This is a genomic window from Bradyrhizobium sp. HKCCYLRH3059, assembly GCF_051168035.1.
Taxonomy (GTDB): domain Bacteria; phylum Pseudomonadota; class Alphaproteobacteria; order Rhizobiales; family Xanthobacteraceae; genus Bradyrhizobium.
Genome location: NZ_JBNPUF010000007.1, coordinates 74,606 through 101,098 on the forward strand (window position 1 = coordinate 74,606; position 26,493 = coordinate 101,098).

Genomic DNA, 26,493 nt, shown 5'->3' on the forward strand with positions numbered 1-26,493 from the left:
GTTCTCAGCGCGCCGGCTCCGGCCCGGCGAGACGCACGGCGAGAGCCAGCGCGCCGATGACCGGCGGCACGACGAAGCACCAGCTGCCCAGCCGCACGAACAGCAGCGCGGCGGCGCCGCAGCCGAGCGCAAAGGCGAGCACGTTGATGGCCATCTGCATGAGCCGCGCCGGCGGCGACGCCTGGCCCTTGTCGCCGACATAGATCCTGTCGGCGAGGTCGATCATCACCTGCGTGGTGGTGCCGGTCATCAGGGTCGAGGGCGGCGAACTCGGCAGATGGATCCGGTGCACGGCATTCTGGATTGCCATCGCCGCGACCAGCACCATGCCGGTGATGATTGCCTCGCGGCTGTCGCCATTGTGGAACGGGCCGAAATGGATGGCGAGCACGGCGCCGAGGACGAGCAGCACCAGCTTGACGCCGATCAGGATCTCGAAGGCGCGTGACCACCGCCGCGACAGCAACGTGCCGGTCAGCCGCGTCGCGATCACGACCACGCAGAACACCGGCAGCGCCAGCAGCTTGGCTATCGCGCCCGAGGTCCCGAGCGCCAGCGCCGCGCCGAACGTCACGAAGTTGCCGGTAACATGCGCCGTGAACAGGCCCTGCAGCGCCAGGAACCCGGCGGTGTCGACATAGCCGGCATTGACGCTGAGCAGCAGCGGCACCACGTTGCGGGACTCGAATTGCGACATGTCGTCCTACTTTCGTTGCTCAGAGCGCGTATTTCAATTCGATGCCAATGTAGTCGGAGTCATGGCCGCCAGCGCGGCGCAGCGTCTGGCCGATCTCATAGTGCACGGCTTCCAACGCTCCGGTGAGGTTGGCGTTGAAGCGATAGTCGGCGCGCAACTGCGCATAGACGCCGGACCACGAGCTGCCCTGCCCCGCGGTGCCGGCGACCGCGACATTGGGCTGGACGTAGATCGCGTCCGCATCGGTCACGCGCCATTGCAGGCCGATCGCGGCCATGAATGACAGCGCGGCGGTCGGCTTCACCGTCAGCGACGGCTTGAGATGGATCAGGTTGGTGTAGCCGGTGAAGCCGGCCAGCGTGAAGTAATAGCCGTTCGGGAACAGCGGATTGAACGTCTCGATCCTGTTGTCGCCGGGATGGCGGTCGCCGGAGGCGCCGTCGACCTGAAGGCCGATGCGCGGCTGCCAGGCGAGGTCGGCGAAGGTGTAGCCGGCGCGGGCGCCGGCGCCCCAGGCGCGGATCTGCTTCGCCCCGACCGAGCCCGCCTGCCCCATCGCCTCGAGATCCCAGTCGAAGCCCGCGAGCTTGCCGGCGAAGCGGATGTCCAGCACGTGGCGCTGCTCGAGGCCGGCTGCGTCGAGGAAACGCGCATTGTCGCGCTGATAGTAGGAATAATACGACGACAATTCGTTGGTGCCGAGCACCTGGCGCTCGACGCGGAAGGTGTGGAACAGGAACGATCCGTTCGACGTGTCGTCGAACGGACGCACCAGATTATATTGCACCGGCTGGCTGACGAAGCCGATGAAGCGCCATGGGCCGCTTTCCCAGTCGGCCCACAGCGCATCGAAGGACTGGCGCACGTTCGGTCCGTCGCGCGACGACACGAAGCGCTGCAGGTCGAAGTCGAAATCCTGCCGCCCGACCCGGGCCTTGAACGTGCCGCTGTCCGTCGTATTGACATAGGCGAGGAAGGCGAGCCGGAGGTCGAGCGGGTCCTGGTCGACGGACGTGATCTTGGCCTTGCCGAAGGCACGGTCGTCCTCCAGCTGGACGAACAACTGCCAGTTCTCGTTGAGATGTGCGTCGGCATGGATCTGCAGCCGTTGCAGGACATGCTGATCGGGTCGCGTTCCACCGATGCCGAAGCTCGCGGCATCCAGGCTCTCGAACCGCTCGCGCAGGTTCATGCCGAACGAGACGTAGCTCTGCGGATGGTCCTGCTGCAGCGGGATGTACTTGATCGGATCTGATGGCGCCGTGCGCAGCGCCGGATCGGCCAGCACCGACCAGTCCTCCTGCCAGCGGTTGGTGCGGATCGCCGGACGCGAGGCGTTGTCCTCGGCGAAAGCTGGCGTGGCTGCACACAGCGCGCTGAGCAGCGTACTCGCGACCAGGGTCTTTCTCAGGAGCCACGCCATCCATGACCTCTCAGGAATCGCCGCAGCATCCTACTTCAATGGCGCATGAATCTCCGCGACATAGCCGCCGGGAAACTGCACCACCGCCTGCTCGCGCCTGTCCGAGTTGAACGGCTCGACCAGCACAGTGGCGCCCGCTGCTTTTGCCTTGTCCAGGGTCGCCTTGAGATCAGTCACCTCGTAGCCGGTCGTCTCGCGTCCGAACGGATACGGCAGATGGCCGTCGGTGACGAGCACGGTCATGCCGCCGAACACCGACGCGATGCGGATGCGCCGATAGTGATCATTCGGACGGCCGATCTCGACGCCCGGCGCCCTGGTGTCATCGGAGATGACCTTGCCCTTGGAGAAGCGCAGGAAGGCGCGCGTGAAGGTCTCGGCGCGGTCGGCTGACACATAGACGCGATTCTCCGGAACGGTGTCGAACGCCGGATAGGACGGCTTGGTCGTGTGCCAGTACAGCTGCATGTTGACGCCGCCCGGCCATTGGATCACGGCATCACGTCCGATCGGATCGGGGAATGGCGCGACCAGCACGTCGGCGCCGGCGGCCTTGGCCGCCTCGATCGCCGCGTCCAGATCGGTGACCAGATAGCCGGTGCGTTCGGCCCCGAACGGATACGGAATTCCGGTCTTGAAGCCGAACAGCGAGACCGTGCCGACTGGCGTCTGCAACAGCTGCGAGGTCGTGCTGCTCGGAGCAGGCGTCACCGTCGCAACCACCTGCTTGGTGCTCTGGCCGCCGAAGGTGGCGAGGAAGCTGGTGGCGAACTTCTCGACGTCGTCCGGCGCGACATAGACATGCGTGGTGTCGTATTGCGCGCCCACGCCGATCAGCGGCGCCGCGTCCTTGGCGAACGCGGGCGCGGCGAGCAGCGTGGTGGCGATGACGGCGCCGAGCAGATGACAGGAACGGACCATGACGACCTCGAATGAGCAGATGTGGATCAAGCGCGGTGCGTGCGCCAGGAGATGATCGAGACGAGCACGAGGCCGGCGATCAGGCCGAGATGCTCGAAGAAGGCGTTCAGCGCCATGAACCGGTCATGGCCGGACATGTGCCAGAAATCATTGGCGGCGAGCATCGCAACGAGCGTGAGCACGCCGAGCGCCCCGGCGCCGAGCCAGACGAACCGGTTCGCGATGACGAGCACCGAGCCGATCAGCTCGACGGCGATCGCGGCCGCCGCCCACGGCTCCGCTGGCTGCAGGCCGAAATGCGCCTGCTCGGCAATCGCGCTTGGGAAGTCCATGAACTTCTGGACGCCGCCGATCAGATAGGCTGAAACCAGCGCGACCCGCGCCGCGTGCCACAGCCAGCGCCAGTCGAGCACCGCGGCGATCGGCCGTGGCGTGTCGGACATCCCCGCCATCTCAGACCGCCCAGCAGGCGCAGCCGAGCGCACCCCAGAAGCTCTTGAGATCGGAGACCGGCAGGCTGGAGGACCATGCCCGCGCGTGGTCATGGCCATGCACGCCGCATGCGCTGGCGCAGCCGCACATCTGCATCGCCTGGGCGCGGATGCCGCCGTGATCGTCCTTCTCCAGCCAGGCGCCGTAGCCGCCGAAGCGGCGCACCGGCGACCACTCCGGCATGGCCGGCGGCGGAGCCGCGTCGTCCAGCGGCTTGAACGCGGCGGCGGCGTAGACGATGCGGCCGCCGACCATGGTGAGGTCGCTGGTGATGTCGGCGATCTCGGCCTCCGCACAGGAGAAGAAGTCGCGATGCGGCACGATCAAATCGGCGAACTGCCCGACCGCAATGCGGCCCTTCCTGCCTTCTTCGTTGGAGAACCAGGTGACGTTCTCGGTCCACATCCTGAGCGCGGTCTCGCGATCGAGGCAGTTGCGCTGCGGATACAGCCGCAGGCCACCGACGGTGCGGCCGGTCACCAGCCACGACAGCGACACCCAGGGGTTATAGGAAGCGACACGGGTCGCGTCGGTGCCGGCGGAGACCTTGACGCCCTTGTCGAGGATCTTCTTCACCGGCGGCGTCGCCTCGGCCGCGCCGAAGCCGTAGCGCTCGACGAAGTACTCGCCCTGATAGGCCATGCGGTGCTGCACGGCGATGCCGCCGCCGAGCGCCGCGATGCGGTCGATCGATTGGTCCGAGATCGTTTCGGCATGGTCGAAGAACCAGTGCAGACCCTCGAGCGGCGTATCCTGGTTGACTTTCTCGAACACGTCGAGCGCGCGCGAGATGGTCTCGTCATAGGTCGCGTGCAGCCGCCACGGCCACTTGTTCTGGACCAGGATGCGCACGACCTCCTCGAGCTCGCCTTCCATCTCGGCCGGCATGTCCGGCCGCGGTACGCGAAAATCCTCGAAATCGGCGGCAGAGAACACCAGCATCTCGCCGGCGCCGTTGTGGCGGAAATAGTCGTTGCCCTGCTTGTAGGTCGAGCTCTGCGTCCAGCGCAGGAAGTCGTCTCTCTCGCCCTTTGGCTTCTGGGTAAACAGATTGTAGGCGAGTCGGATCGTGAGCTCGCCGTCATCGGCCAGCTTCTGGATCACGGCGTAGTCGTCCGGATAGTTCTGGAAGCCGCCGCCGGCATCGATCGCACCGGTGACGCCGAGCCGGTTCAGCTCGCGCATGAAGTGCCGCGTCGAGTTGAGCTGATAGTCGAACGGCAGCTTTGGACCCTTGGCCAGCGTCGCGTAGAGGATCGCGGCGTTCGGCTGGGCGAGCAGCAGGCCGGTCGGATTGCCCTGTGCGTCACGCGCGATCTCGCCGCCTGGCGGCTGCGGCGTATCCTTGTCGTAGCCGACGGCACGCAGCGCGGCGCCGTTCAGGATGGCGCGGTCGTACAGATGCAGCAGGAACACGGGCGTGTCGGGCGCGACGGCGTTGAGCTCGTCAATCGTCGGCAGCCGCTTCTCGGCGAACTGGTGCTCGGTGAAGCCGCCGACCACGCGCACCCATTGCGGCGGCGGCGTGATCGCGACCTGGGCCTTGAGCATCGCCATCGCGTCCGCGAGCGAGCGCACGCCGTCCCAGCGCAGCTCCATGTTGAAGTTGAGCCCGCCGCGGATGATGTGCAGGTGATTGTCGATCAGCCCCGGCAGCACGCGACGGCCCTTGAGATCGATGATCTTCGTTCGGGGACCGGCGAGCTTCATCACGTCCTGCTCGTGGCCGACCGCGGTGAAGGCGCCGTCCTTGATCGCCACCGCGCTCGCCGTGGGATTGGACCGATCGAGCGTCGTGAACAGGCCGTGATGGAGGATGAGATCGGGGTAATCGCTCATGAGGCCTTCTCATTCTGGGCGGTAGAATTGGTCGTCTCTGCCCGGCCGTGGTGGCCGGGCAGCAGGCCGAAGATGTGCGTGGCGCAGGCCGCCTTCTGCCACGCGGCAGCAAGCGTGGTCCCGTTCAGGAGCTGCTTGCCCACGGGGATCACCTGCTCTCCGACGAGGATGCCGAGCAGGCCGACCAGCGCCACCAATGGCGGCGCCGGCGAGCGGACCTGAAGCAGGCTGTAGATCACGCCGACCAGCAGCCCTGCCCCGAGCGAAAACAGATAGATCTTCATCGTTCGTCCCGGGACTACTTGGCCCCGCCCTCCGAGGCGTGCTCTCCAAGCGCCCATTTGGAGAAGCGGATCTGGATGCCGTAGGGCGAATGCGCCTTCAGGATCTCCATCATGCCGTCATAGGTCTCGGCACGCGCCCAGTCCTGCTGCAGCTCGAAGGCGAACTGGCATGAGGTGATCGGCACCGCGCCGGCCTGCACCGCGCGGTCCATCGCCCTGTTGTGCGCTTCGAGCGACAGGTCGCCGCAGGCATCGGCCGGGATGTAGATCTCATAGCCTTCGCGCAGCATGTCGAGCGTCGGGAACAGCACACAGGCCTCGGTCCAGAGTCCCGCGATGATGAACTTCTTGCGACCGGTGGCAGCGACCTGCTTGCGGAAGCCGGCATCGAGCCAGGAGTTCATCGCCGTGCGGTCGACGATGTCGTGCTCTGGAAACAGCTCGGTCACCTCCGGCATGAAGGGACCGGAGAACGAGTCCTTGGCGACTGTGGTGAGCACGGTCGGAATCTTGAACAGCTTGGCCGCCTTGGCGACGATCTGGATGTTGTTGAACACGCCGAGGCGGTCATGAGACTGCACGCCCTGATACATCGCGGGCTGATAGTCGATCAGCGCCACGGCGCAGTTCTGCGGGGTCAGCATTTCGAGCTTGGACACGAGGTTCTCCTTGAAGGGTCGAATCGATCAGGTGAGAGACGCTCGCGGCGCCAGCGTGGTTGGCGCGAAACGCCGCCACGAGAAGACACCGAAAGCAATGAACATAGCGAGCGTGACGAGCTGAGCTGCGGCGAACGGCGGCTCGCTCTGCGTCGGCGCCAGGACATTGAGCACGCCGATCTTCTGGAACGACTGCACGATCGCGACGAAGACGTTGAGATAGAGCGAGAGCAGCGCGGTGACGACGTAGACCCGTCGCCACCATCCCGACAGCGCGAACGCATAGAGTGCGGCGCTGGCCGCAATCAACAGCGCGAGCAGGATGATGCCGATGATGCGCGGCGGGTCGAGACCGAACGGCGGCAGCGGAAAGCCGGTCACGCCGGTGAGGAAGGTCGTGACCAGGAACAGCGCCGCCCAGGCCGCCAGATGGCGGCCTGCCAGCATGCCGGCGAGCATGACGAGCCCGGTCGCGATTCCGATCAGGCTCAGCACCACGTGGATCTGAAGAAACAGGGCCGTCGGAATTCCCCAGGTCATGCAAGCCTCCTCTGATCAGCCCTTGATGAAGGTCAGTAGGTCGGCGTTGATGGTCTCGGCTTCCGTGGTCGGCATGCCGTGCGGAAAGCCCTTGTAGGTCTTCAGCACGCCGTTCTTCAGCAGCCTGGCCGACAGCGGCGCGGAATCCGCGTAAGGCACGATCTGGTCGTCCTCGCTGTGCATGACCAGCACCGGCAAGGTGATCTTCTTGAGATCCTCGGTGAAATCGGTCTGCGAGAAGGCGACGACGCCGTCGTAGTGCGCCTTGGCGCTGCCCATCATGCCCTGCCGCCACCAGTTCTGGATCACGGCCTCGGACGGCTTGGCGCCAGGCTTGTTGTAGCCGTAGAACGGCCCAGCGGCGACGTCGCGATAGAATTCCGCGCGGCGCGTGGCGACCTGGGTCTGAAAGTCGTCGAACACCGACTTCGGCAGCCCGCCCGGATTGGCCGCGGTCTGCAGCATCAGCGGCGGCACCGCGGCGATGATGGCAGCCTTGGCCGCGCGGCTCTCGCCATGGCGCGCGAGGTAATGCACCACCTCGCCGCCGCCCGTGGAATGGCCGACATGGATCGCGCGCTTGAGATCGAGATGCGCGGTCAAGGCCGCGAGATCGTCGGCATAGTGGTCCATGTCGTGACCGTCGGCGACCTGGGCCGAACGACCATGGCCGCGGCGATCATGGGCGATGACGCGAAAGCCGTGATTGAGGAAAAACAGCATCTGCGCATCCCAATCATCCGCTGACAGCGGCCAGCCATGGCTGAACACGATCGGCTGGCCGGAGCCCCAATCCTTGTAGTAAATCTCTGTGCCGTCATTGGTTTTCAGAACGGGCATGATTTTCTCCTGCGCGCCAGCCATGCGGTCGCACCAACGAATTTCGTGTCGCGATCGCCAATACCCGGTGCTATGCAATCTCATGTGCATCTGCACAATGACCCGAGGAGGCCAAAGCACTGGCCCCAGAAGGCCAAGGGATGGCTCAGCAGATTCGAACCACATCGTCGTCCTGGATGCGCGGCGTCGCGACGACGCTGAACGAGCAAGGTCTGGATGCGGCCGCGCTGTTCGCCGACGTAGGCCTCTCGATCGACGATCTCGACGATTGCGATCGCCGCTGGCCGACCGAGGCGCTGAGCCGGTTGTGGATGCTGGCGGCCGAGCGTTCGGGCAATCCGGACATCGGGCTGGCAAAGCTCGATGCGCCGCGACCTGACAACTATGGCGTCGCCGGCTATGCCATGATGTCGAGCCCCACGCTGCTCGCCGGGCTGACGCGACTGATCCGCTACATGTGCCTGGTGAGCGACGCGGTGACCATCACGCTCGAGCAGGGCAATGGCGGCCGTTGGGTGCGGACCGACGTGTTCGGCGGTGAATGCCCGATTCCGCGGCAGCGCTATGACTACGGCGTCGTCAATCTGCTCAATCTATGCCGGTGGATGCTGGATCGTCCGCTGACGCCGCTCGCCACGCGTTTCTCGCATGCGGTGCCGCTGTCGATCGCGTGCTACAACAGGGCGTTCCAATCCCCACTCGAATTCGATGCGCCATTCAACGGCTTCCTGGTGTCGGATCAGGATCTCGCCTGCAAGCTGACGACCTCGGCGCCCGAGCTTTCGGCAATCCACGATCGGATCGCCGACGAGGCGCTGGAGCGTCTGGTCAAGGCCGACACTGCGTATCGCGCCCGCGCCGCGATCGTCAGGCTGCTGCCCGACGGCAGCCCGCTGCGCTCGGCCATCGCAGCCGAGCTGGGCTTGAGCGACCGAACCTTCCAGCGCCGGCTGGCGGACGAAGGCCTCTCCTTCAGCGATCTCGTCGACGATGTCAGGCGCGAGCTCGCCCAGCGCCATCTCGCCGATTTCCGCATGACGCTCACCGACATCGGCTATCTGCTCGGCTATGCCGACCAGAGTACCTTCTTCCGCGCATCCAATCGTTGGTTCGGCGAATCACCGGGCGAATACCGCTCGCGGCTGATGGAGGGCGTGCGGCGGGAAGTCGTTGTCGCGCGCGGACCATGATCCGCCGGCGGGAGACGCCTTCAGAGGCGTTCTTCAGAACATCCCGTTGGGATTGGCCGACTGCTCGGGAACGGGCTGCACCGAATCCCAATGCTCCTCGATCTTGCCGTCCTTGAGACGGAAGATGTCGACGATGGCGTTGCCGCGTGTGCCGGGCTCGCGGACGGCGTGAACGCGCAGCACGACGAAGTCGCCGTCGACATGCACCTGCGTGATCCTGCTGTGCGACTGTGGAAATTTGGCCTTCAAAAATTCGATGAACTTGCGAAATCCCTCCGGGCCGTCCTCGGCATTCGGATTGTGCTGGATGTAGGTGCCGAGATATTTCGACGCCGCCTCGAAATCCTTGCGATTGAGGCCCTGCTCATAGAAGTCGAGCACGATCGCCTTGTTGCGCTCCTCCTGGGCCGAATAGGCCCGCTGAGCCAGCACCGGTGTTGCGACCGTGGCGAACAGCACCGCGGCCACCGCGGCGAAACGCGTCATCATTCCGTCATCTCCCCCGGGGCGCAGATATGATGCAGCCGTTGCCCACCCCAGCTATTTCGGCTGTCGCCAGCTAAGCGGACTTCCCACGGGAAGTGACCTCAAAGATGAGTGACCTCAATAATAGCGGTGGAGATGATGCACCGGGCCGTGGCCGTGTCCGACCGTGAAGCGATCGGCCGCCGCGATGGCATCGGAGATGAAGGCCTTGGCGTTGCGCACGGCCGCCTCGAGGCTCTCCCCCTTCGCCAGCCCTGCGGCCACGGCCGACGACAGCGAACACCCCGTGCCGTGGGTGTTCTTCGTGTCGATGCGCGGCGACGGCAATGGGATGCTGGTTGCTGATGTGATCAGGTAATCGGTGCTGTCGGCGCCCTGCCCGTGGCCGCCCTTGATCAGCACGGCCGGACAGCCGAGCGCGAGCAGCCGGCGGCCTTGCGCGGCGATCGCCTCGTCCGAGGTCGCGACCGGCTCGTCCAGCAGCGCGGCCGCCTCGGGCAGGTTCGGCGTGATCAGCGACGCCCGCGGGATCAGCCCGCGGCGCAGCGCGTCGATCGCATCCTCCGGCAACAGCCGCGCGCCCGAGGTTGCGACCATCACCGGATCGAGCACCACGTGCCGCGGCCGCCAGCGCGCGAGGCTTGCCGCAATGGCGTCGGCAATCGGCGCCTGCGCCACCATGCCGATCTTGACCGCGCCGACCGCGAGGTCATCGAACACCGCATCGATCTGCGCGGCGACGAAATCGGGCGGCACCAGATGCACCCCGGTCACGCCCCTTGTGTTCTGGGCGGTCAGCGCCGTCAGCACCGAGGCGCCATAGACGCCGAGCGCCGCGAAGGTCTTGAGGTCGGCCTGGATACCGGCTCCCCCGGAGGAATCCGAACCGGCGATGGTGAGTGCGACGGGGGTGCTCATGCCCCCTTCCTAGCGCGGGCCGGCCGCGCCCGGCAAGCAGGCCGGCCCACCGGAGAAAGCGTATCGACTTCGTCGGAAAACGCTATATTGAGGCGAAAGATGCCTTCCGGAGACAGCCCGCAATGGTTCCCTTCTTCGTCCAGATCAAGTGCAAGCTTGGCCAGTCCTACACGGTCGCCAATGCGCTGGCGGAAGCCGAGATCGCCTCCGAGATCTACTCGACGGCGGGAAATTACGACCTGCTGGTGAAGTTCTACGTCGACAATGCCACCGACATCGGCCACTTCGTGAATGAGAAGGTCCAGATCCTGCCCGGCATTCAGGACACCCACACCATCATCACGTTCAAGGCCTTCGGCGCCACCTGACGAGGCGCTTTCTCACCCGGCGCGGCCTGCCCGTCGGGCGCCTGCCTCAACACCTGCCTCACGACAAAGGCGCCCGTCGTGACCGACGGGCGCCGAGGTCCTGAAAATGGGTCAAGCATGGTTTCGTCATGAAAGACGGTGGCGGCCGGAGACCGTTGTCCGCCAATTCGCACCAGTGGGCCGGAAAGCCGGGCCTTTCGATCGTGAGGGGCAATTGGGGGACCGTCGAACGGCCCGGCTTTCCCTTCGGCAACTTGGCGACAGGCGTTCTATAGCGGGTACGCGGAGCACCGGGTCAAGGCGGGCGGCCGATCCGATACGGTCGATCAAGAAGTTGAGACGAAAACTCAAGAATGACTGCGGCGCCGCGTGAAGAGTGAGATCAAAGCCGTTTCGTCCCTGCTGCCGAGCTACGGCTTTTGCGCCGAGCAGATGGACACCGAGGCGAACATTGCGGCGTGGCGCGAGGCCACGTCGACGTTCTTCGAGGTCGACCAGCTCGCGGCCGGCGAGGCCGCTCCGTTCAGAGCGGACGTGCTGTCCTATGCGCTGGGCTCCGTGCTGCTGGGATCGGCCCGTGCGAGCGGCCAGCGGTTCCGGCGATCGGCCGAAACCGTCGCCCGCAGCGGCGTGGATCACATCATCCTGCAGCTCTACGTGAACGGCAGCTATGAGGGCGTCGCGGGCGCCTCGCCGATCCGGGTCGAGGCCGGCGACCTCTGCGTGCTCGATCTCGCCCAGACACTCGAAACGCGCGCGACACCGTTCGAGAACGTCACGTTGGTGGTGCCGCGTCCGATGTTCGATGCGCGCCTGCTGCAGGTCGACGACCTGCACGGCCTGGTGCTGCCGCGCAGCGGCGCGCTGGCGCCGCTGTTGGCGCGGCATTTCGGCGCGCTGCTCGACTGTGCGCCGCGCATGAGTTTCGACGAGTGCCAGGCCGCGGTCGAGGGCACGATCGCGCTGATCTCGGCGTGCCTGCGCGGCGAGCTCGAACGCCGCGATGCCGACCGCAGCGTGACGCCGGACGCCTCGCTGCTCCGCGTCCGCCAATATATCGAAGCGCGGCTGTCGAGCCCTGAACTCAGCGCCGACGCGGTGGCGCTGCATTTCGGGATGTCTCGCGCGTCGCTCTATCGCCTGTTCGCGCCGATCGGCGGCATCGCCGACTACATCCGCAGCCGCCGCCTGCACCGCGCATTCTTCGATCTCGCCGGGACGGGATCGCGGACGCAGCGCATCAGCGAGGTCGCGCGGCGCTGGCAGCTCGGGACCGATGCGCATTTCACGCGGCTGTTCAAGGCCGCCTACGGCATCACGCCGAGCGCCGCGCGCGAGGCCGCCATGCTGGGCTCGCCACGCCTGCCGGTCGACGCGGACGCCGAAACCGCCTCGCCGCTCAGCCGTTGGATGCGAGGGATAGCAGCGCCCCGGACCGGGGAATGAGCGCGACGACGGCCGCCGAGTGCGGGTCGTCGTCCCCGGATGCGTCGTCCTCAGATGCGTCTTCGGCCGGCTGCGGCTCGTCGGCATCGGACGCAGCGCGCGCGATCTCCAGATGCTGCTCGAGCTGCTCGACCGGCATCGGCCGGCCCAGCAGATAGCCCTGCGCAAAGTTGACGCCGAGCGCGCGAAGTTGCACCAGCTGCTCTTCGGTCTCGACGCCTTCGGCGGTGATCTGGATGCCAAGCCCCCGCGCCAGCGTCACGACCGAGGAGATGACGGCGGCACTTTCGTCGCGCACGCTCAGATTGGCGACGAAGGACTTGTCGATCTTGATCTTGTTGAACGGGAACGCCGTCAGCGAACGCAGCGACGAATAGCCGGTGCCGAAATCGTCGAGCGCCAGCGAGATGCCGAGGCCCTTCAGCCGGTCGATGAAGCTCTCGTTCTCGGCCGCGCGCTCCAGCAGCACCGACTCCGTGATCTCGATCTCGAGACGCTTCGGATCGAGGCCGGACCTCGCGAGCGCCGACTGGATGACGTCGAACAGTTCGGCCTGCTTGAACTGGACGGGCGACAGGTTCACGGCGATCTTGACGTCGTCCGGCCATGCGGTGGCGTCGTCGCAGGCGCGCCCGATGATCCATTCGCCGAGCGGCACGATCAGGCCGGTCGACTCCGCAAGCGGGATGAACTTGTCCGGCGGCACCAGCCCCTTGACCGGATGACGCCAGCGCACCAGCGCCTCGACGCCGCGGCGCTCGCGCGTCTCGGCGTCGTAGAACGGCTGATAGTGCACCTCGAACTGGCACTGCGCGATGGCGTCGCGCAGATCACCCTCGAGCGTGTTGCGCGCCTCGAGCTCGGCCGACATCGCATCGTCATAGAGCGTGTAGCAGCTGCGGCCGGCGGATTTCGAGCGATAGAGCGCGAGGTCGGCCTTCTTGAGCAGGTGCTCCTGGTCGCGGCCGTGCTGGGGCGCGAGCGAGATGCCGATGCTGGTGCCGATCTCGACCCGTTGCCCGCCGAGCTGGAACGGCTCGGCGATCAGCTTGGTGATGCGCTGCGCAAGCTCGATCGCGGCGGCGCGCTGGTCGGCGGATCCGGCCTGGATCAGGGCGAACTCGTCGCCGCCGAGCCGGGCCAGCACGTCCTCGTCGCGCAGCTGCGATCTCAGCCGCTGAGCGACCTGCACCAGCAGTTCGTCGCCGGCGCCATGGCCGAGCGAGTCGTTGACGTTCTTGAAGCGGTCGAGGTCGAGCAGGAAGACGGTGAAGCGGCCGCTCTTCTCGTCGTTGATGCGCTCCATTTCCTCGAGGAAGAAGGCGCGGTTCGCAAGGCCCGTCAGCGCGTCGGTCTGCGCCAGCTCGAGCACGCGGCGATTGGCGAGCGCGAGCTGCAGGGCGTTGCGGCTCGACAGCGCGAGATACACGGCGAGGAAGATCGTCGTCGCCATGCCGGCCGCATACAGCGCCAGCGCGCGGTTGTGGCTCGCCATCAGGCTGCCACCGGCGGGCGCCGCCTGGAACACCCAGTCGGCATCGCCGATGCGCAAGGTCGTCGACCAGATGCTGGGGTCCGCGGGCCAGCGCTGCGGGTCCACGCCGGAGGCGTTGATCACGCGCTCGGGCGGCAGAAGGTTGATCGCGAGCGCCGGGCTGTTGGGATTGTTCGCGCGCACCGACTGCAACAGCGTCGGCAGGTCGAACACGCCGATGATGAAGCCGCTGAGATTGCGCCGGCGGTCGGCGACCGTCGTGCGCGACGTCCCCTTGGCGTAGACGGGGATGCCGATCATCACGGCGTTGTTGCGCTCGTTCTGATTGATCAGGTTCTGACGCGTGCGCAATGCGCCGATCACGTCGTAGTCGCGCGACTGTTCCAGCACGGCGCGATGGTCGGGAATGCTCCAATAATCGAGACCGTAGACCGGCGAGGTCTTCGCCTCGGTGGAGAAGTAGACCGGATAATATTCGTCGCTCTCCGGCGCCACGGTGCCGTCGGGGTAGGACTTGATGCGAAAGGCGGGAACACCATCGGTGATCGCCGCCGCCTCGTATTCGCCGCGCTCCTTGCGCTTGATCCGCGGCAGCCACGCCAGGCGCAGCATGCCGCGATGCGCCTCGAACAGGCGCGCGCTGAAGGTCTGGTACTCGCTGCGGGTGATGTCGTCGTTGGCGGATTCGAAGCGGGTGCGCAGCGCGGTCAGCCGGCTGACATATTCGTTGACGCCGTTCTGGACCAGGATCGCCTGAGCTTCGGCCACGCCTTCGAAATCGGTGCGCGCCAGCCGGTTTTCCCAGCGTCCCACGGCAACCGTCCCGACGACCGACAGCACGACGCCGACGCATGCCGCGATGATCGCAGGGCGATAAAGCCGGTATCGCGATAGCGACGCGCGCAGCCTCTCGCGCCCGCTACCGCTGCGAGCATCATCCTTTTCCTGCAGCGTCGGTGCGCTGTACTCTTCAACCTGCAATATGGCCCCCGCCAAACGGCTGCCCCTCACCACGATGCGGCCGATGCTGGCCGCGGTAAGTTAAGGACGGTCAAAGATGATCCGTCGTGGCGTACCAGAAACCGGGCTTGGTTAACGGCTGACTGTTGAGGGCCGCCCAAAACGCGATCAAGCGCGGGCCACGTCTTTAGCGAGGTCTTCATTCAACACGCCTAGACTGAGTTGTCATCAAGCGTACTCGTGCATCGAAGATCGCAATGAACTGGTTTTCAAGCCTTCGGATCTCCATCGTTCTCGCCCTGATCGCCGGCGTGCTCCCGCCCGGGTCTGCGCGCGCCGACGAGCTCGGCGTCACCAACGACTCCATCATGTTCGGCCAGGTGGCGGCGCTGGAGGGCCCGTCGGCCGCGCTGGGCCAGGCGGCGCGCCAGGGATTGCTGGCGGCCTTCAACGAGCTCAACGCCAAGGGCGGCGTCTACGGCCGCAGGCTGAAGCTGGCGAGCCGCAATGACGGCTACGACCCCGATCGCTCGGTGGTCGAGACCATCAAGCTGATCTACGAGGACAAGGTGTTCGCGCTGATCGGCGCCGTCGGCACCCCGACCGCGATGGCCACCGCGCCGATCGCGGCGTCGAACGACGTCCCCTTCATCGGGCCGATCTCGGGCGCCGAATTCCTGCGGGCGCCCGAATTCCAGAACGTCGTGAACATCCGCGCAAGCTACGCGGCCGAGGCCGAAGCCACGATCAAGCATCTCACCGAAGAGCTTCACCTCACCCGCATCGCCATCTTCTATCAGGATGACTCGTTCGGCCGCGACGTGCTGGCCGGCGTGAAGACGCATCTCGATCGCCGCGGCCTCGAGCTCGCGGCCGAAGGCACGTTCGAGCGCAACACGCGCGCGGTCGGCGCGGCGCTCAAGGTCATCCGGCGCGCGGAGCCGGAAGCGGTGATCCTGGTCGGCACCTACGGCCCGTGCGCCGAGTTCATCAAGATGGCGCATCGCAGCGGCTTCAACCCGACGTTCTCGGCGGTGTCCTTTGTCGGTGGCAATGCCCTTGCAAAGGAGCTCGGTCCGGAGGGACGCGGCGTCATCGTCTCCGAGGTGGTCCCGTTTCCGTGGGACACCGACCTCCGCGTCGTCGCCGACTACCAGGCCGCGATGAAGACGCTCGATCCGAGCCAGACGCCGGATTTCATCGGGCTCGAGGGCTACATCACCGGCCGCCTGGTGGCCCGCGCCCTGGCGATGACCGGGCCGAACCCGACCCGCGCCGAGCTGCTCCGCATCATCAACGAGGTCGGCCAGTTCGACATCGGCGGACTGGTGGTCAGCTTCGGCAACGCGCGCAAGGAGAATCCACCGCCGGTATCGCTGACGGTGATCCAGAGCGACGGCAGCTTCAAGCCGATCTGACCTGCGTGCGCGCGCTCGCCGAACTGATCAGCTTGCCGGCTTCTTCGGCTTCGGCGGGCCTTCCGCCGGCGGCAGCGATTTCAGATAGACCGCCATCGCCTTGCGATCCTCGGGCGTGAGCTGCGAGGTGTTGCGGATCACCCGCGCCATCGAGCCGCCGGCGCTGTCGCCGTCGGGCAGCTGTCCGGTCTCGAGGAAATAGCTGATGTCGCTCTCGCTCCAGTCCGCCAGGCCCTTCTGGGTGATGTTCGGCACGAAGCCCTGACCTTCCGGATCCGGCCCACCCGCCAGACGCTGCGCCGAAACGATGCCGCCGAGCGCGTTGCGCGGGCTGTGGCACTCGGCGCAATGGCCGAGCGTATTGACCAGATAGGCGCCGCGATTCCACTCCGCCGGGCGCGCGGCGTTGGCGGCAAACGGCCTGTCGTCGAAGAACAGCAGCTTCCAGACCCCAACGGTGCGACGGATGTTGAACGGGAATGGCATGTCGTGCGCGCGCGAGGCGCCGGCGACCGGCGGCAGCGTCTTCATGTAGGCGAAGAGATCGCGGACGTCGTCGATCTTCGCCGCCGCGTAGGAGGGATAGGGAAACGCCGGGTAGTAGTGGCTGCCGTCCGGCGACACGCCGCTCACCACCGCATTGACGAACTCGGCCTCGCTCCAGCGCCCGATACCGTCAGTGGGGTCGGGCGAGATGTTGGGCGCATAGAAGGTGCCGAACGGCGAGCTCAGCGGCAGACCGCCGCCGAGCTTCAGTCGATCCGGCTGGTTCGGCACCGCGTGACAGGACGCGCAGCCACCGATGTTGAACATCTCCTGCCCGTTGGCGAGATCCGGCGCGCGCGTCGCCGCTGCGAGCGTGATCGTCGACGGCTGGGTCAGCCACCAGAACACCGCCATGCCGGCGGCGCCGAGCACGCAGAGAGCAAGCAGGAGGCGGCGTAGCATGGTGGCTCCGTCACAGCAGGAGGATATCGTCGGCCCGGCGATCATCACCGGAGCTCGGCGGCGCCGTGATACGTCAGGACGCCCGCGCGGCGCAAACAAACGGGGGCGGACGCCATGTCGCGTCCGCCCCCGTTGATGGCTGGTCAGATCAACTGTTCTTGAGACGGAAGGTCTCGTGACAACCGCCACATTCCTTGCCGATGCCCGGCGCGGTCGCCTTCAGGCTGTCGAGATCCTTGATCTTGGCCTTGGCCTCGGTGACGACCTTGCCGAAGGTCTCGATCTTGGCCTTGAAGCCGGCCTGGTCTTCCCAGATCTTCGGCGACGGACCGTAGTCGCCTTCGAACTTGGCGCCCTTCAGGCTCGCCGGATACATCGTCGGCAGCTTCTTGGCGGTCTCCTCGAGCTGCGCCAGAGCGGCATTGACGGCGGCCTGATCATACGGCTTCTCGCCCTTGACCATCGCGATCAGGACACCGCCGAGGTTCTTGGCGTTGGCCTTCATCGTGTCCTGGCTATGCTTGACCAGATCCTGCTGTGCCATCACGGCGCCGGCCCCTAGCAGCAAAGCTGCGACAGCCACGACAGTCCGCTTCATCAATTCGCTCCTTTGTTGTCACAATCCCGTCCAGCCCACCTGGACGGGTCGCTTGGGTGGTCAACCCCTCAGCCGGCGGGTTATTCCGGAATTGAGGCGGATATCGGAGGAGATCCGGAGGGAGAGTACTCAGAGACTATGACGGCGATGCTGCTCCCGGATCGCGATCCAGACGCGCTCCGGGGTCGCCGGCATGTCGATGTGATCAATCTTGTACTCGCGCCAGAGGGCTTCGACGATCGCATTGACGACGGCCGGACAGGAGCCAATCGCGCCCGCTTCGCCGGCGCCCTTGACGCCCATCGGATTGGTCTTGCAGGGCACGTTGTGGGTCTCGAAGGTGAAGGACGGCGCGTCGGCGGCGCGCGGCAGCGCGTAGTCCATGAAGCTGCCGGTGACGAGCTGAGCGTCGGAGTTGCTGTAGACCACCTGCTCCATCAGCGCCTGGCCGATGCCCTGCACCGCACCGCCATGCACCTGGCCGGCCAGCAGCAGCGGATTCAGCGTCACGCCGAAATCGTCGACGATGACGTAGTTGACGATCTTGATGATGCCGGTCGCCGGATCGATCTCGACCTCGGCCACATGCGTGCCGTTCGGATAGGTGCCATCGGCGCTGGCGAAGGTGGCGCTGCCGTTGAGCTTGGCGGGATCTGTGCCCGGACGCTTGGCGAGATCGGCGAACGAGATCGCGCGGTCGGTGCCGGCGACGCGGATCACGCCGTCGGCGATCTCGAGATCGCCGAGGCCGGCCTCGAGTGCTTCCGCCGCGATCTGCTTGAGCTTGTCGCCGAGCTCATGGGTGGCGCGCTGCACGCTGACGCCGCCGGAGGGAATCGAGGCCGAGCCACCGGTGCCGAGGCCGGTCGCGATTTCGGCCGTGTCGCCCTGGTGGATGTGCACGCGCTCCGGCGGCAGGCCGAACTGCTCGGCGACGATCTGGGCGTAGGCGGTCTGGTGGCCCTGCCCGCTCGACTGCGTGCCGATCAGGATGGTGACGTCGCCGTTGGGATCGAGCCGCACGTTCGCGGTCTCCTCGCCCATGGTGCCGCAGACCTCGACATAGCTCGCGAGCCCGATGCCGCGGATCAGCCCGTGCTTCTTCGCAGCCTTGGCGCGCTTCGGAAACTCCTTCCACTGCGCGATCTCCATCGCGCGCTTGAGATGCGCATTGAAGTCGCCGGAATCATAGACCTTGCCGGTCGCGGTCTTGTAGGGCAGCGCGCGCGGCGGAATGAAGTTCTTGCGCCTGATCGCATCGACGCTCATGTCGAGCTTGCGCGCGCAGGCATCGACCAGGCGCTCGATGACGTACGCTGCCTCGGGGCGGCCCGCGCCGCGATAGGCGTCGACCGGAACGGTGTGGGTGAAGATCGTGCGCACCCGGCAGTGGAACGCCTGGATGTCGTAGAGCCCCGGCAGCATGCCGGCGCCGCCATGCGGGATGTAGGGCGCGAAGGTCGAGAGATAGGCGCCCATGTCGCCCATCAGGTCGACGTCCATGGCGAGGAACTTGCCGTCCTCGGCCAGCGCCATCTTCGCCGTGGTGACGTTGTCGCGGCCCTGCGCGTCGCCCATGAAATGCTCGGAGCGGTCGGCGGCCCAGCGCACCGACTTGCGCAGCCGCTGCGCGGCGACCGCGAGCAGCGCATACTCCCGGTAGGGAAACAATTTTGTGCCGAAGCCGCCGCCGACGTCGGGGCAGATCACCCGCATCTTCTCGGTCGGGATCTTCAGCACGTTCTGGCAGAGGATGTCGCGCAGCCGGTGGCTGCCCTGGCTGCCCGCCGTCAGGGTCAGATGATCGCGCTTGGTGTCGTATTCGCAGACCGCGGCGCGCGTCTCCATGAAGCTCGCCACCACGCGCGGATTGACGATGCGGATCTCGGCCACCGCATGCGCTTTCGCGAAGGCCGCCTCGGTCGCGGACTTGTCACCGATCGAAACGTCGAACAGCACATTGCCCTTGTGTTCGGCCCACACCTGCGGCGCATCCGGCTTGATCGCGTTCACGACGCCGGTCACGGCCGGCAAGGTCGTCCACTCGACCTTGATCGCCTCCAGCGCGTCGCGCGCGTGATCCAGCGTATCGGCGACGACGAAGGCGATGGCGTCACCGACGTGGCGCACCTCGTTCTTGGCGAGGATCGGATAAGGCGGCGCGGTGAAGGGATCGGTCTCGAGATTGAACAGGCAGGGCAGCCCACCGAGCTCCGCGGTGTCGGCGGCGGTCAGGATCAGCGCCACGCCCGGCAAGAGCCGCGCCTGGGTGACATCGATGGTGAACTTGGCATGGGCATGCGGCGAGCGCAGCACCAGCGCATGCAAGGCGGCAGCCGGCGCCAGATCATCGGTATAGCGGCCCTTGCCGCGAATCAGCGCGTCGTCCTCTTTCCGGAGAACGCTTTGTCCGACGCCGAACTTGATAGGAGCTGCCATCTGGTTTCACTTCCCGCTTGCATTGTCGCAAATATTGGACGGCATATTGCAGCGGAACGAAGACTCGCGCAAACGCCATATGGCCGCCCCTGGACCCACGCGCGGTCAACTCTCGGCAGGCATGCCACCAGCTCGATGCTGCAGCGCAAACATCAGCGCCGCACGAGGGCCTTGAGCCAGCGCGGGCCGAACAGCACCAGAATGGCGCCGGCATAAATGACGGCCCCCACCACGATCAACAGGCCGAGAACGGCTTCGTCCTGCAAGCGGCCGAGCGAAGCGAGATGGGCCGATGCCACCAACGCCGTCGCCCACAGCGCCGCCGCGAGCACCACGCCGGTTCCGGCAAATTTCAGCAGCGACATGGTGAGCCGCCGATCGAAGCGCAGATAGCCCTTGTGCACGGCGAAGCCGAGCACGAGCAGCAGGTTGATCCAGGCGCCGACGGCCGTCGCCAGCGCGAGGCCGACCTGGGCCAGCGAGCCCATCAGCAGCACCTTCAGCACGACGTTGGCGGTCAGCCCGGTGAGCGAGGCCTTCACCGGCGTGGCCGTGTCCTTCCGAGCGTAGAAGGTCGAGACCGCGCTGCGGATCATCACGAACGGAATGAGGCCGACGGCATAGGCGGCAAGCGTCGCACCCGCCGCCGCCGCATCGCCCTTGGTGAAGGCGCCGCGCGCGAACATCGCCCGCGTGATGACGTCGGGCACCGCGAGGAAGGCGGCGACGAACGGCACCGAGAACAGCAGCGTGAACTCGAAGGCGCGGCGCTGCTGCTCCATGGCCCCTTCATGATCGTTCGCCGTCAGCCGCCGCGACATTTCCGGCAGCAGCACGGTGCCGATGGCGATGCCGATCACGCCGATCGGCAATTGGTTGAGACGGTCGGCATAATACAGCGCCGAGATCGCGCCCGCGGGGAGGAACGTCGCGATGATGGTGTCGGCGAACATCGCCACCTGCGTGCCCATCGAGCCGAGCGTGGCCGGCCCCAGCGCCTTGAAGAAGGCGCGGATGTCGTCGTCGAGCTTGAGCGGCGCGAAGCGCGGCAGCCCGCCGTGACGGGCGAGATCGCCGGCGAGCAGGAAATATTGCAGGAAGCCCGAGATCAGCACGCCCCAGGCCGCGGCATGACCGACGCCGGGGAAGAACGCCGCCAGCGCCAAGGTCCCCATCATCGCGAGATTGAGGAAGATCGACGCCGCCGCAGCGCTGGCGAAACGCTGCATCACGTTGAGCATGCCGCCATACAGCGTCACCAGCGTGATCAACAGCAGGTACGGAAAGGTGATCCGGGTCAGCGTGATCGCCAGGTCCCGCTGCGCCGGATCGTCGGTGAAGCCGGGCGCCAGGATCGTCATCGCCTGCGGCATGAACACCCAGGCGAGGACCAGCAGCACGATTTGCGAGGCCAGCAGCAGGGTGAAGATGCGGTCGGCAAACAGGCTCGCCGAGGCCGGCCCCTTTTCGCCATGGACATGCGCATAGGCCGGCACGAAGGCCGCGTTGAACGCCCCCTCGGCGAAGATCGCCCGGAAATGATTAGGCAGCCGGAACGCAATGAAGAACGCATCCGCCACCGGCCCAGCGCCGAGAATCGCCGCCAGCATGATGTCGCGGGCAAAGCCGGTGAGGCGCGACAGCAGCGTATAGCCGCCGACGGTGAAGATACGTCCAAGCATGGGGGGCTTCTAGAGCATTGGGGGGAGAGTTTGAAGCGGAGAACGTGGGCGATGGCCGCTTGGGGCCAAAGTGTGGCGACACGGCAGCTGGCCCCCTCTGCCCGCTTGCGAGCCCAAGGCTGGTTAAGATCATCTCCCACCTGCGAGGGCGTCGGCCCAAAACCTTCCCCGCTCGCGGCAGGACAATCGCATATCATGAAACGAGGTATGGCTGCCCCTCGCTTCAGCCCCGGCGGCCTCTTTTCAGCCAGCTCAAGTCCGTACAACACTACATACCTGCCCCACGCAGGACGGCTATCCCTTCCGCCTGAGCCATCTGCATTGCGTCGAGGCTCTTCCCGCCCATTCTCGCAATTGGGATACCCATCGAGGGGCGCAGCATCGACCCGAAGCTGAAATTCTCAGGCCCTTCTTGATTTTCCCAGCCCTTGCTAATTACTCCATAGACATAAACGCCTTCCTTATCGAAAATTGGGCCACCGCTCATGCCACCTGGAATTTTGGCGCCGAATGAGAAGCATGGCCCCGGCGTCGATACATCCCGCTTGATCAAATTGTCCGGAAAGAACTGAATGATTTTGCCCACCGAGCCATGCAGATCGAACTGTGGCTGTGAGATGAAAATCTGCCCTGCAGCATTCACGTTGAGTTCGAAATCCGACATGTCTGCATAACCAAGCGCATGCGCTTCCGATCCTTCGCGCATGCCTACGCCGATCACGCCCGACTGCACGAGCGTCAAAGGCTGGTGCGGATAATTCGTGTTTGTCCGCGCCGGCACCTTACATATCGCAATGTCATAAGTGATTTTGACATCAACACCTCTGAACGAGAATGGCGCGTCGCGAGACTGCGCCATGAGCATCGACCACTCGAAGGGATAGAACGCGAAGCCTGGGGCTTGGAACAGCGGATTGTTCGGCACGAGCACGCCGAAAGCGAGTCCTTGCGTCTCAATGACTTGCCCCTCAGCCTCGCGCACATTTCCATACCGTCGATCAATCGGATCGGTGATGACATGCGCTGCGGTGACCAACAACCCTGAGCAACTAATGAAGAACGCAGTGCCTACGCATCGTACTCTACGTTCGCCATTGGCGACGGCGACGACCGGCACAATGCTTTCGCCTAAGGCGGACCTGATCGTTCCGCCGACAGGGGGTGTTTGGGTTAAGACAACGTCGTCACGAACAGCAAAAAACTCCTGTCCAGATCGTTCTGGTCCCAAGAGATCCAGCCCTTTCATATCCACAATGGCGTATGCGCCGTCTTGCTGCTGCCGCCAGAAGAGTTTCAAGATTTTCATGCGATCCCCATCGCCGCAGCAAGACACTGGAGTAGCCCGTAGGGCGAATTGCCATCCGCCCTACTCGCTGCGAGCATCAGCGCCTCGCTTTCAGCGCCCCCTTGTCGACGTACGGGAAGGGTAACGTCATCCGGAGCATGAGAACGAGATTGAAGACGTAGGTCAATAACACATAAATCAGTGCCACTGTGGACCAACGTCCAAGGGATGGATGCTGCCAAATGTCATAGATGAGAGCCCAATGAACCGCGAAGGAAGCTGCGATCGCGATGCAAACCATTACAACTATGAGAAGCGCAGCAACAATGACAAACGCTTTTCCGTGCCATAATCCAAATTGCCAGCGGTCGTGCTCGCGCGGAATGTAGATCCTCACGTTGAACGCGGTTGGGATGATAAACACGCCGAAGTGCTTTAGTTCGGATGCTACGGTTCCTTCGGCTACCGCTGAAGCGACATGTAGCGCAGCATCTCGCGAGTAAGTCAGTGCAGCCATGAAGACAGCCGCGGTGGAAGAGACCGCCAAGAGTACTTCACGAATTCCTTGGATGCTTTTCAATTCAACGCTGAAGAGCGAGCTCTTGGCATCCGGAGACACGAAGCCTACAATTAAAAAGGCGATGACGGCAGCTTGCAGCGCGAACAGCTTTAGAAGCCATTCCTCCTGCTGCTTTACCTGTCCAGCAATGGCTTCTACGAACGAATGATCGAAGAAGTCGTCGGCCCCATGTTGAGTGAGCGCCTCTCGCACGTCTGCCTGGATACGCTGCTTGTAGGTAAGCCACTTCGTGGGAAATTTCATAGCTGCACCGGCATTCGGACGAGAGAGACGTCACTCGAGGACTTCAGGCCGCGGAAGCGTTGAGCGATTTCGCTATCGAGAATCTGTTGCATCAGGTCGCGAGCCTTGCTCGCCTTCGTCGTATCCTCGAAGTGTGGCCTTACGGACGGGGATTTTCGCTCTTGCTGGAGGTTGAAGCCAGGCAGGATCTGCCCATTGGGCACCTGGGTATCAGCGACTGTCGTGAGCTTCCACGGCATGCGTCCCTCCTCTGCGACCATCATCCTAAGGTAGCATGAGATGCCGCTTTGGAGTCCAATATTCGCCCAATGCAGGCTCGACGGCCCGTCCGATCCATCCTTAGCGCCGAGCGTGCGGCTTTCGCTCCGGCATGGGGCGTCTCAGCACGCAGGGGTGAACTAGCGGACCGGATCTGTCCCGCCGGAATTCAGATGGCAGCCTGAGTGACATGCTGATCGAGGCTGGAGGCAGGTCAGTCAGCGGGCTAACACGAGGAAAGCCAAAGCAGGGGACCAGCTTTCCAGCCAACTCGGTTGATAGTGCGATGCGGTCTATCGCCCCGCCTGCTGAACCCGCGTTGCGTCGTCCAAATCGCGCGCGCCAAAAAACTCATTTCGCGAACCACTTCAAGCGCATCCCCCGATCCGCCCCGTGCCGGAAGAATATTCCGCTTTCTTTTTATCAGAAATCATGATTGTATGTCGCCGTCCCGTCTCGATCAGAGGGGCGCTTCGCGGTCGTCACGGACGTTGAGGCGGGATGCGGTGGGCGTGTCGATATTGCAGCGTGGTTCTCCATGCCGACGAACGACGTCGATGCGCACGGTCAAGTCGCGTGGTCCTGGCATCCCGACGCTGATGCCAAGTTGGTGCTGATGCGCAAAGCGCAGTGCCGATGACGGTGGCCAAAAAGCCCGGAGCACCGGGGAGAACGCGAAGCAGCCGTTCCATCCATCGCGCGGGGAATGCCGGGATGTCTCGGCTGAACCTGTGGTTCCTGCCGCCTGCATTTTTTTCGCAGGCGGGCCATGGGTGCGGCCAGCGCCCGGCATTCCCCGTGCCCTCTTCGAGGAGAGGGCAGGACGAACAGCAAAGCTCGGACGCGATCAGCGCCGCGAGAGAGCGGAGTTATGTCTCACCGCCGTCATTGCGAGGAGCGAAGCGACGAAGCAATCCAGAGTCCCACCCGGGGCTCTGGATTGCTTCCGCCGTCGCCCTTCGGGCTATGGCGGACAAGTCGCTTCGCTCGCAATGACGATGAGTGTGTCGATGCGGCGTCAGCACGAACAACACCGGAGAAGGAGCGAGATGCGTGCCAAGCACTCCGCTATCATCCCGGACAAGCCGGCCGACGCAAAGCGGCGGCGGGCGCTGATCCGGGATCCATACGCCGTGCGGCCGATGGGGCGCGTGGATCGGGCCGCCTGCCCGTTTCAGAGATCACGCGGTATGGGTCCCGGCGTTCGCCGGGACGACAGTGTGATTTGGGGCTGCCAACGGGGCAGATCGCCCGCGGCGCTGTGAGCCGCGCCGCAGCAAGCGGCGTGACGTCAAGGATGCGTAAGGCCTCAGGCGCGGACGGCGCCGCGGACGACGTCGATGATGCGCCCTTGCGTCGGCTCGTCGAGATAGGCGTGCATCGGCAGGCTGATGACATCGCTGGACAGCTGCTCGCTGACCGGCAGGCCGCCATCGGCGCTCGGGAAGATGCGGTAGGCGGTCTGCTGATGCATCGATTTCGGATAGTAGATCGCGGTCGGAATGCCCTGCGCCTTCAGCGCGGCAGCGAAGGTGTCGCGGTCGACGCCCTTGGGCAGGCGGATGGTGTATTGCGCCCAGACCGAGGTGCAGCCCTCGGCGAGGCGCGGCACCTTCACGACGTCGGCCAGCGCCGCGGTGTAGCGCTCGGCCACCGCGTTGCGCGCGGCGATCTCGTCCTCGAAGATCTTGAGCTTCTCGATCAGCACCGCAGCCTGGATGGTGTCGAGCCGCGCGGTGAGGCCGAGGCGGACATTGTCGTATTTGTCGCTGCCGCCACCATGGGCGCGCACGCTGCGCAGGCGCTCCAAGAGGCCGGCATCGTCGGTGAGGATGGCGCCGCCGTCGCCGAAGCAGCCGAGCGGCTTGGCCGGATAGAAGCTGGTGGCGGTGGCGAGGCCGAAGGTGCCGATGCGGCGGCCCTTGTAGCTGGCGCCAAAACCTTGGGCTGCGTCGTCGAGCACGAACAGGCATTCGTCCCCCGCGATCGCGGCGACCGCATCGTGGTCGGCGCTCTGCCCGAACAGGTCGACTGGGATGACGGCCTTCGGCTTCAGGCCAAGCCGCTTCGCGGTGGCGATGCCGCGGCGGAGCGAGGCCGGATCGATGTTGAAGGTGTCCTCCAGCACGTCGACGAACACCGGCGTGGCGCCGGTCAGCGCCACCGCTTCGCCGGTGGCGCTGAAGGTGAAGGACGGGCACAGCACCGCGTCGCCGGGGCCAATGCCCTGGGCCATCAGCACCATCAGCAGCGCGTCGGTGCCGCTGGAGCAGCTCACGGCGTATTTGGCGCCGCAGAATTCAGCCAGCTCCTTCTCGAGCTGGATGATTTCGGGGCCGCCGAGAAACTGGCAATGCGCCAGCACGCGGGCGACGGCGTCATCGAGCGACTTGCCGAGCCGCTGGCGCTGCGCGGCGGTGTCGATGAACGGAATGGGCTGATGACGCAGGTGCTGGTTCATGAGCTCTGACACATGTTCGCAAA

Annotated in this window: 24 protein-coding genes; 4 read left to right on the plus strand and 20 right to left on the minus strand. The window is 65.2% G+C overall.

What is annotated here, in order from left to right; genetic code table 11:
- Positions 1 to 4: 4 nt before the first annotated feature.
- Genes ACQR13_RS21995 through ACQR13_RS22035 form a run of 9 tightly spaced genes read right to left on the minus strand, consistent with a single transcriptional unit; the run spans position 5 to position 7,695 of the window.
- The gene (locus ACQR13_RS21995) at positions 5 to 697 is read right to left on the minus strand and encodes a YoaK family protein (protein WP_315753197.1); all 693 of its coding nucleotides are present in this window, start codon (positions 695 to 697) and stop codon (positions 5 to 7) included.
- 19 nt (positions 698 to 716) lie between these two features.
- Entirely contained in the window at positions 717 to 2,120 is a 1,404-nt protein-coding gene (locus ACQR13_RS22000; RefSeq protein ID WP_434863239.1) for an alginate export family protein, read from the minus strand.
- 30 nt (positions 2,121 to 2,150) lie between these two features.
- Positions 2,151 to 3,041 (minus strand): glyoxalase, encoded by an 891-nt coding sequence (locus ACQR13_RS22005; protein ID WP_316167162.1) that lies wholly within the window; start codon positions 3,039 to 3,041, stop codon positions 2,151 to 2,153.
- A gap of 26 nt (positions 3,042 to 3,067) precedes the next feature.
- Entirely contained in the window at positions 3,068 to 3,493 is a 426-nt protein-coding gene (locus tag ACQR13_RS22010) for a DoxX family protein (RefSeq protein WP_316167163.1), read from the minus strand.
- A gap of 1 nt (position 3,494) precedes the next feature.
- Positions 3,495 to 5,372, minus strand: coding sequence for an amidohydrolase (locus ACQR13_RS22015; RefSeq protein WP_434863240.1), 1,878 nt, complete (start codon positions 5,370 to 5,372; stop codon positions 3,495 to 3,497).
- On the minus strand, positions 5,369 to 5,656 hold the full coding sequence (locus ACQR13_RS22020; protein ID WP_315738868.1) for a XapX domain-containing protein: 288 nt from the start codon (positions 5,654 to 5,656) through the stop codon (positions 5,369 to 5,371). The genes ACQR13_RS22015 and ACQR13_RS22020 overlap by 4 nt, the downstream gene beginning before the upstream one ends.
- A 14-nt stretch (positions 5,657 to 5,670) precedes the next feature.
- The gene (locus ACQR13_RS22025) at positions 5,671 to 6,315 is read right to left on the minus strand and encodes a hydrolase (protein ID WP_315712755.1); all 645 of its coding nucleotides are present in this window, start codon (positions 6,313 to 6,315) and stop codon (positions 5,671 to 5,673) included.
- Between the two features lie 27 nt (positions 6,316 to 6,342).
- Positions 6,343 to 6,855, minus strand: a complete 513-nt coding sequence (locus ACQR13_RS22030) for a hypothetical protein (protein WP_434844060.1) — start codon at positions 6,853 to 6,855, stop codon at positions 6,343 to 6,345.
- 15 nt (positions 6,856 to 6,870) lie between these two features.
- The gene (locus ACQR13_RS22035) at positions 6,871 to 7,695 is read right to left on the minus strand and encodes an alpha/beta fold hydrolase (RefSeq protein ID WP_315753203.1); all 825 of its coding nucleotides are present in this window, start codon (positions 7,693 to 7,695) and stop codon (positions 6,871 to 6,873) included.
- Positions 7,696 to 7,835: 140 nt separating this feature from the next.
- Between ACQR13_RS22035 and ACQR13_RS22040 the strand changes: the two genes are divergently transcribed.
- A complete protein-coding gene (locus ACQR13_RS22040; protein WP_434863241.1) occupies positions 7,836 to 8,885 on the plus strand; it encodes an AraC family transcriptional regulator in 1,050 nt (349 codons plus the stop codon).
- 33 nt (positions 8,886 to 8,918) lie between these two features.
- Here ACQR13_RS22040 and ACQR13_RS22045 read toward each other — a convergent pair whose 3' ends face one another.
- Positions 8,919 to 9,374 carry a nuclear transport factor 2 family protein gene (locus tag ACQR13_RS22045; RefSeq protein ID WP_409977945.1) on the minus strand — a complete coding sequence of 152 codons (456 nt, stop codon included), beginning with the start codon at positions 9,372 to 9,374 and terminating at the stop codon, positions 8,919 to 8,921.
- 114 nt (positions 9,375 to 9,488) lie between these two features.
- The gene (thiD, locus tag ACQR13_RS22050) at positions 9,489 to 10,289 is read right to left on the minus strand and encodes a bifunctional hydroxymethylpyrimidine kinase/phosphomethylpyrimidine kinase (protein WP_434863242.1); all 801 of its coding nucleotides are present in this window, start codon (positions 10,287 to 10,289) and stop codon (positions 9,489 to 9,491) included.
- Positions 10,290 to 10,411: 122 nt separating this feature from the next.
- Between thiD and ACQR13_RS22055 the strand changes: the two genes are divergently transcribed.
- Positions 10,412 to 10,657 carry an Lrp/AsnC ligand binding domain-containing protein gene (locus ACQR13_RS22055; protein WP_315712762.1) on the plus strand — a complete coding sequence of 82 codons (246 nt, stop codon included), beginning with the start codon at positions 10,412 to 10,414 and terminating at the stop codon, positions 10,655 to 10,657.
- A gap of 381 nt (positions 10,658 to 11,038) precedes the next feature.
- Positions 11,039 to 12,103, plus strand: coding sequence for a helix-turn-helix domain-containing protein (locus ACQR13_RS22060; protein WP_315753295.1), 1,065 nt, complete (start codon positions 11,039 to 11,041; stop codon positions 12,101 to 12,103).
- Here ACQR13_RS22060 and ACQR13_RS22065 read toward each other — a convergent pair.
- Complete coding sequence (locus ACQR13_RS22065; protein WP_315753206.1) at positions 12,057 to 14,579, minus strand: bifunctional diguanylate cyclase/phosphodiesterase; 2,523 nt, start codon at positions 14,577 to 14,579, stop codon at positions 12,057 to 12,059. The two genes, ACQR13_RS22060 and ACQR13_RS22065, sit on opposite strands and share 47 nt — an antisense overlap.
- A 236-nt stretch (positions 14,580 to 14,815) precedes the next feature.
- Here ACQR13_RS22065 and ACQR13_RS22070 point away from each other — a divergent pair, with 236 nt between their 5' ends.
- Positions 14,816 to 15,976, plus strand: a complete 1,161-nt coding sequence (locus ACQR13_RS22070) for an ABC transporter substrate-binding protein (RefSeq protein WP_315753207.1) — start codon at positions 14,816 to 14,818, stop codon at positions 15,974 to 15,976.
- 27 nt (positions 15,977 to 16,003) lie between these two features.
- Here the strand turns inward: ACQR13_RS22070 and ACQR13_RS22075 are convergent, their stop codons facing one another.
- The 8 genes from ACQR13_RS22075 to ACQR13_RS22110 form a co-directional block, all read right to left on the minus strand.
- Complete coding sequence (locus tag ACQR13_RS22075; protein ID WP_316201843.1) at positions 16,004 to 16,924, minus strand: cytochrome c; 921 nt, start codon at positions 16,922 to 16,924, stop codon at positions 16,004 to 16,006.
- A gap of 148 nt (positions 16,925 to 17,072) precedes the next feature.
- Complete coding sequence (locus ACQR13_RS22080; RefSeq protein ID WP_315753208.1) at positions 17,073 to 17,522, minus strand: c-type cytochrome; 450 nt, start codon at positions 17,520 to 17,522, stop codon at positions 17,073 to 17,075.
- 129 nt (positions 17,523 to 17,651) lie between these two features.
- Entirely contained in the window at positions 17,652 to 19,961 is a 2,310-nt protein-coding gene (locus tag ACQR13_RS22085) for a xanthine dehydrogenase family protein molybdopterin-binding subunit (protein WP_316201842.1), read from the minus strand.
- A gap of 152 nt (positions 19,962 to 20,113) precedes the next feature.
- On the minus strand, positions 20,114 to 21,643 hold the full coding sequence (murJ, locus tag ACQR13_RS22090; RefSeq protein ID WP_315753210.1) for a murein biosynthesis integral membrane protein MurJ: 1,530 nt from the start codon (positions 21,641 to 21,643) through the stop codon (positions 20,114 to 20,116).
- 268 nt (positions 21,644 to 21,911) lie between these two features.
- Positions 21,912 to 22,949, minus strand: a complete 1,038-nt coding sequence (locus tag ACQR13_RS22095) for a trypsin-like peptidase domain-containing protein (protein ID WP_434841830.1) — start codon at positions 22,947 to 22,949, stop codon at positions 21,912 to 21,914.
- Between the two features lie 76 nt (positions 22,950 to 23,025).
- The gene (locus ACQR13_RS22100; protein ID WP_316201840.1) at positions 23,026 to 23,751 is read right to left on the minus strand and encodes a hypothetical protein; all 726 of its coding nucleotides are present in this window, start codon (positions 23,749 to 23,751) and stop codon (positions 23,026 to 23,028) included.
- A complete protein-coding gene (locus ACQR13_RS22105; protein WP_316201839.1) occupies positions 23,748 to 23,990 on the minus strand; it encodes a hypothetical protein in 243 nt (80 codons plus the stop codon). Before ACQR13_RS22105 ends, ACQR13_RS22100 begins: the two co-directional genes overlap by 4 nt.
- A 1,328-nt stretch (positions 23,991 to 25,318) precedes the next feature.
- Positions 25,319 to 26,470 carry a DegT/DnrJ/EryC1/StrS family aminotransferase gene (locus ACQR13_RS22110; RefSeq protein ID WP_434863243.1) on the minus strand — a complete coding sequence of 384 codons (1,152 nt, stop codon included), beginning with the start codon at positions 26,468 to 26,470 and terminating at the stop codon, positions 25,319 to 25,321.
- Positions 26,471 to 26,493 lie beyond the last annotated feature (23 nt).

Bases quoted from the DNA above. Each gene is read 5' to 3' on its own strand.
- ACQR13_RS21995 (WP_315753197.1), bottom strand. From the start codon at position 697: ATGTCGCAATTCGAGTCCCGCAACGTGGTGCCGCTGCTGCTCAGCGTC.
- ACQR13_RS22015 (WP_434863240.1), bottom strand. From the start codon at position 5,372: ATGAGCGATTACCCCGATCTCATCCTCCATCACGGCCTGTTCACGACG.
- ACQR13_RS22040 (WP_434863241.1), top strand. From the start codon at position 7,836: ATGGCTCAGCAGATTCGAACCACATCGTCGTCCTGGATGCGCGGCGTC.
- ACQR13_RS22110 (WP_434863243.1), bottom strand. From the start codon at position 26,470: ATGAACCAGCACCTGCGTCATCAGCCCATTCCGTTCATCGACACCGCC.
- thiD (WP_434863242.1), bottom strand. From the start codon at position 10,289: ATGAGCACCCCCGTCGCACTCACCATCGCCGGTTCGGATTCCTCCGGG.
- ACQR13_RS22045 (WP_409977945.1), bottom strand. From the start codon at position 9,374: ATGATGACGCGTTTCGCCGCGGTGGCCGCGGTGCTGTTCGCCACGGTC.
- ACQR13_RS22030 (WP_434844060.1), bottom strand. From the start codon at position 6,855: ATGACCTGGGGAATTCCGACGGCCCTGTTTCTTCAGATCCACGTGGTG.
- ACQR13_RS22010 (WP_316167163.1), bottom strand. From the start codon at position 3,493: ATGGCGGGGATGTCCGACACGCCACGGCCGATCGCCGCGGTGCTCGAC.
- ACQR13_RS22105 (WP_316201839.1), bottom strand. From the start codon at position 23,990: ATGCCGTGGAAGCTCACGACAGTCGCTGATACCCAGGTGCCCAATGGG.
- ACQR13_RS22070 (WP_315753207.1), top strand. From the start codon at position 14,816: ATGAACTGGTTTTCAAGCCTTCGGATCTCCATCGTTCTCGCCCTGATC.
- ACQR13_RS22005 (WP_316167162.1), bottom strand. From the start codon at position 3,041: ATGGTCCGTTCCTGTCATCTGCTCGGCGCCGTCATCGCCACCACGCTG.
- ACQR13_RS22055 (WP_315712762.1), top strand. From the start codon at position 10,412: ATGGTTCCCTTCTTCGTCCAGATCAAGTGCAAGCTTGGCCAGTCCTAC.
- murJ (WP_315753210.1), bottom strand. From the start codon at position 21,643: ATGCTTGGACGTATCTTCACCGTCGGCGGCTATACGCTGCTGTCGCGC.
- ACQR13_RS22100 (WP_316201840.1), bottom strand. From the start codon at position 23,751: ATGAAATTTCCCACGAAGTGGCTTACCTACAAGCAGCGTATCCAGGCA.
- ACQR13_RS22020 (WP_315738868.1), bottom strand. From the start codon at position 5,656: ATGAAGATCTATCTGTTTTCGCTCGGGGCAGGGCTGCTGGTCGGCGTG.
- ACQR13_RS22075 (WP_316201843.1), bottom strand. From the start codon at position 16,924: ATGCTACGCCGCCTCCTGCTTGCTCTCTGCGTGCTCGGCGCCGCCGGC.
- ACQR13_RS22035 (WP_315753203.1), bottom strand. From the start codon at position 7,695: ATGCCCGTTCTGAAAACCAATGACGGCACAGAGATTTACTACAAGGAT.
- ACQR13_RS22080 (WP_315753208.1), bottom strand. From the start codon at position 17,522: ATGAAGCGGACTGTCGTGGCTGTCGCAGCTTTGCTGCTAGGGGCCGGC.
- ACQR13_RS22085 (WP_316201842.1), bottom strand. From the start codon at position 19,961: ATGGCAGCTCCTATCAAGTTCGGCGTCGGACAAAGCGTTCTCCGGAAA.
- ACQR13_RS22095 (WP_434841830.1), bottom strand. From the start codon at position 22,949: ATGAAAATCTTGAAACTCTTCTGGCGGCAGCAGCAAGACGGCGCATAC.
- ACQR13_RS22000 (WP_434863239.1), bottom strand. From the start codon at position 2,120: ATGGCGTGGCTCCTGAGAAAGACCCTGGTCGCGAGTACGCTGCTCAGC.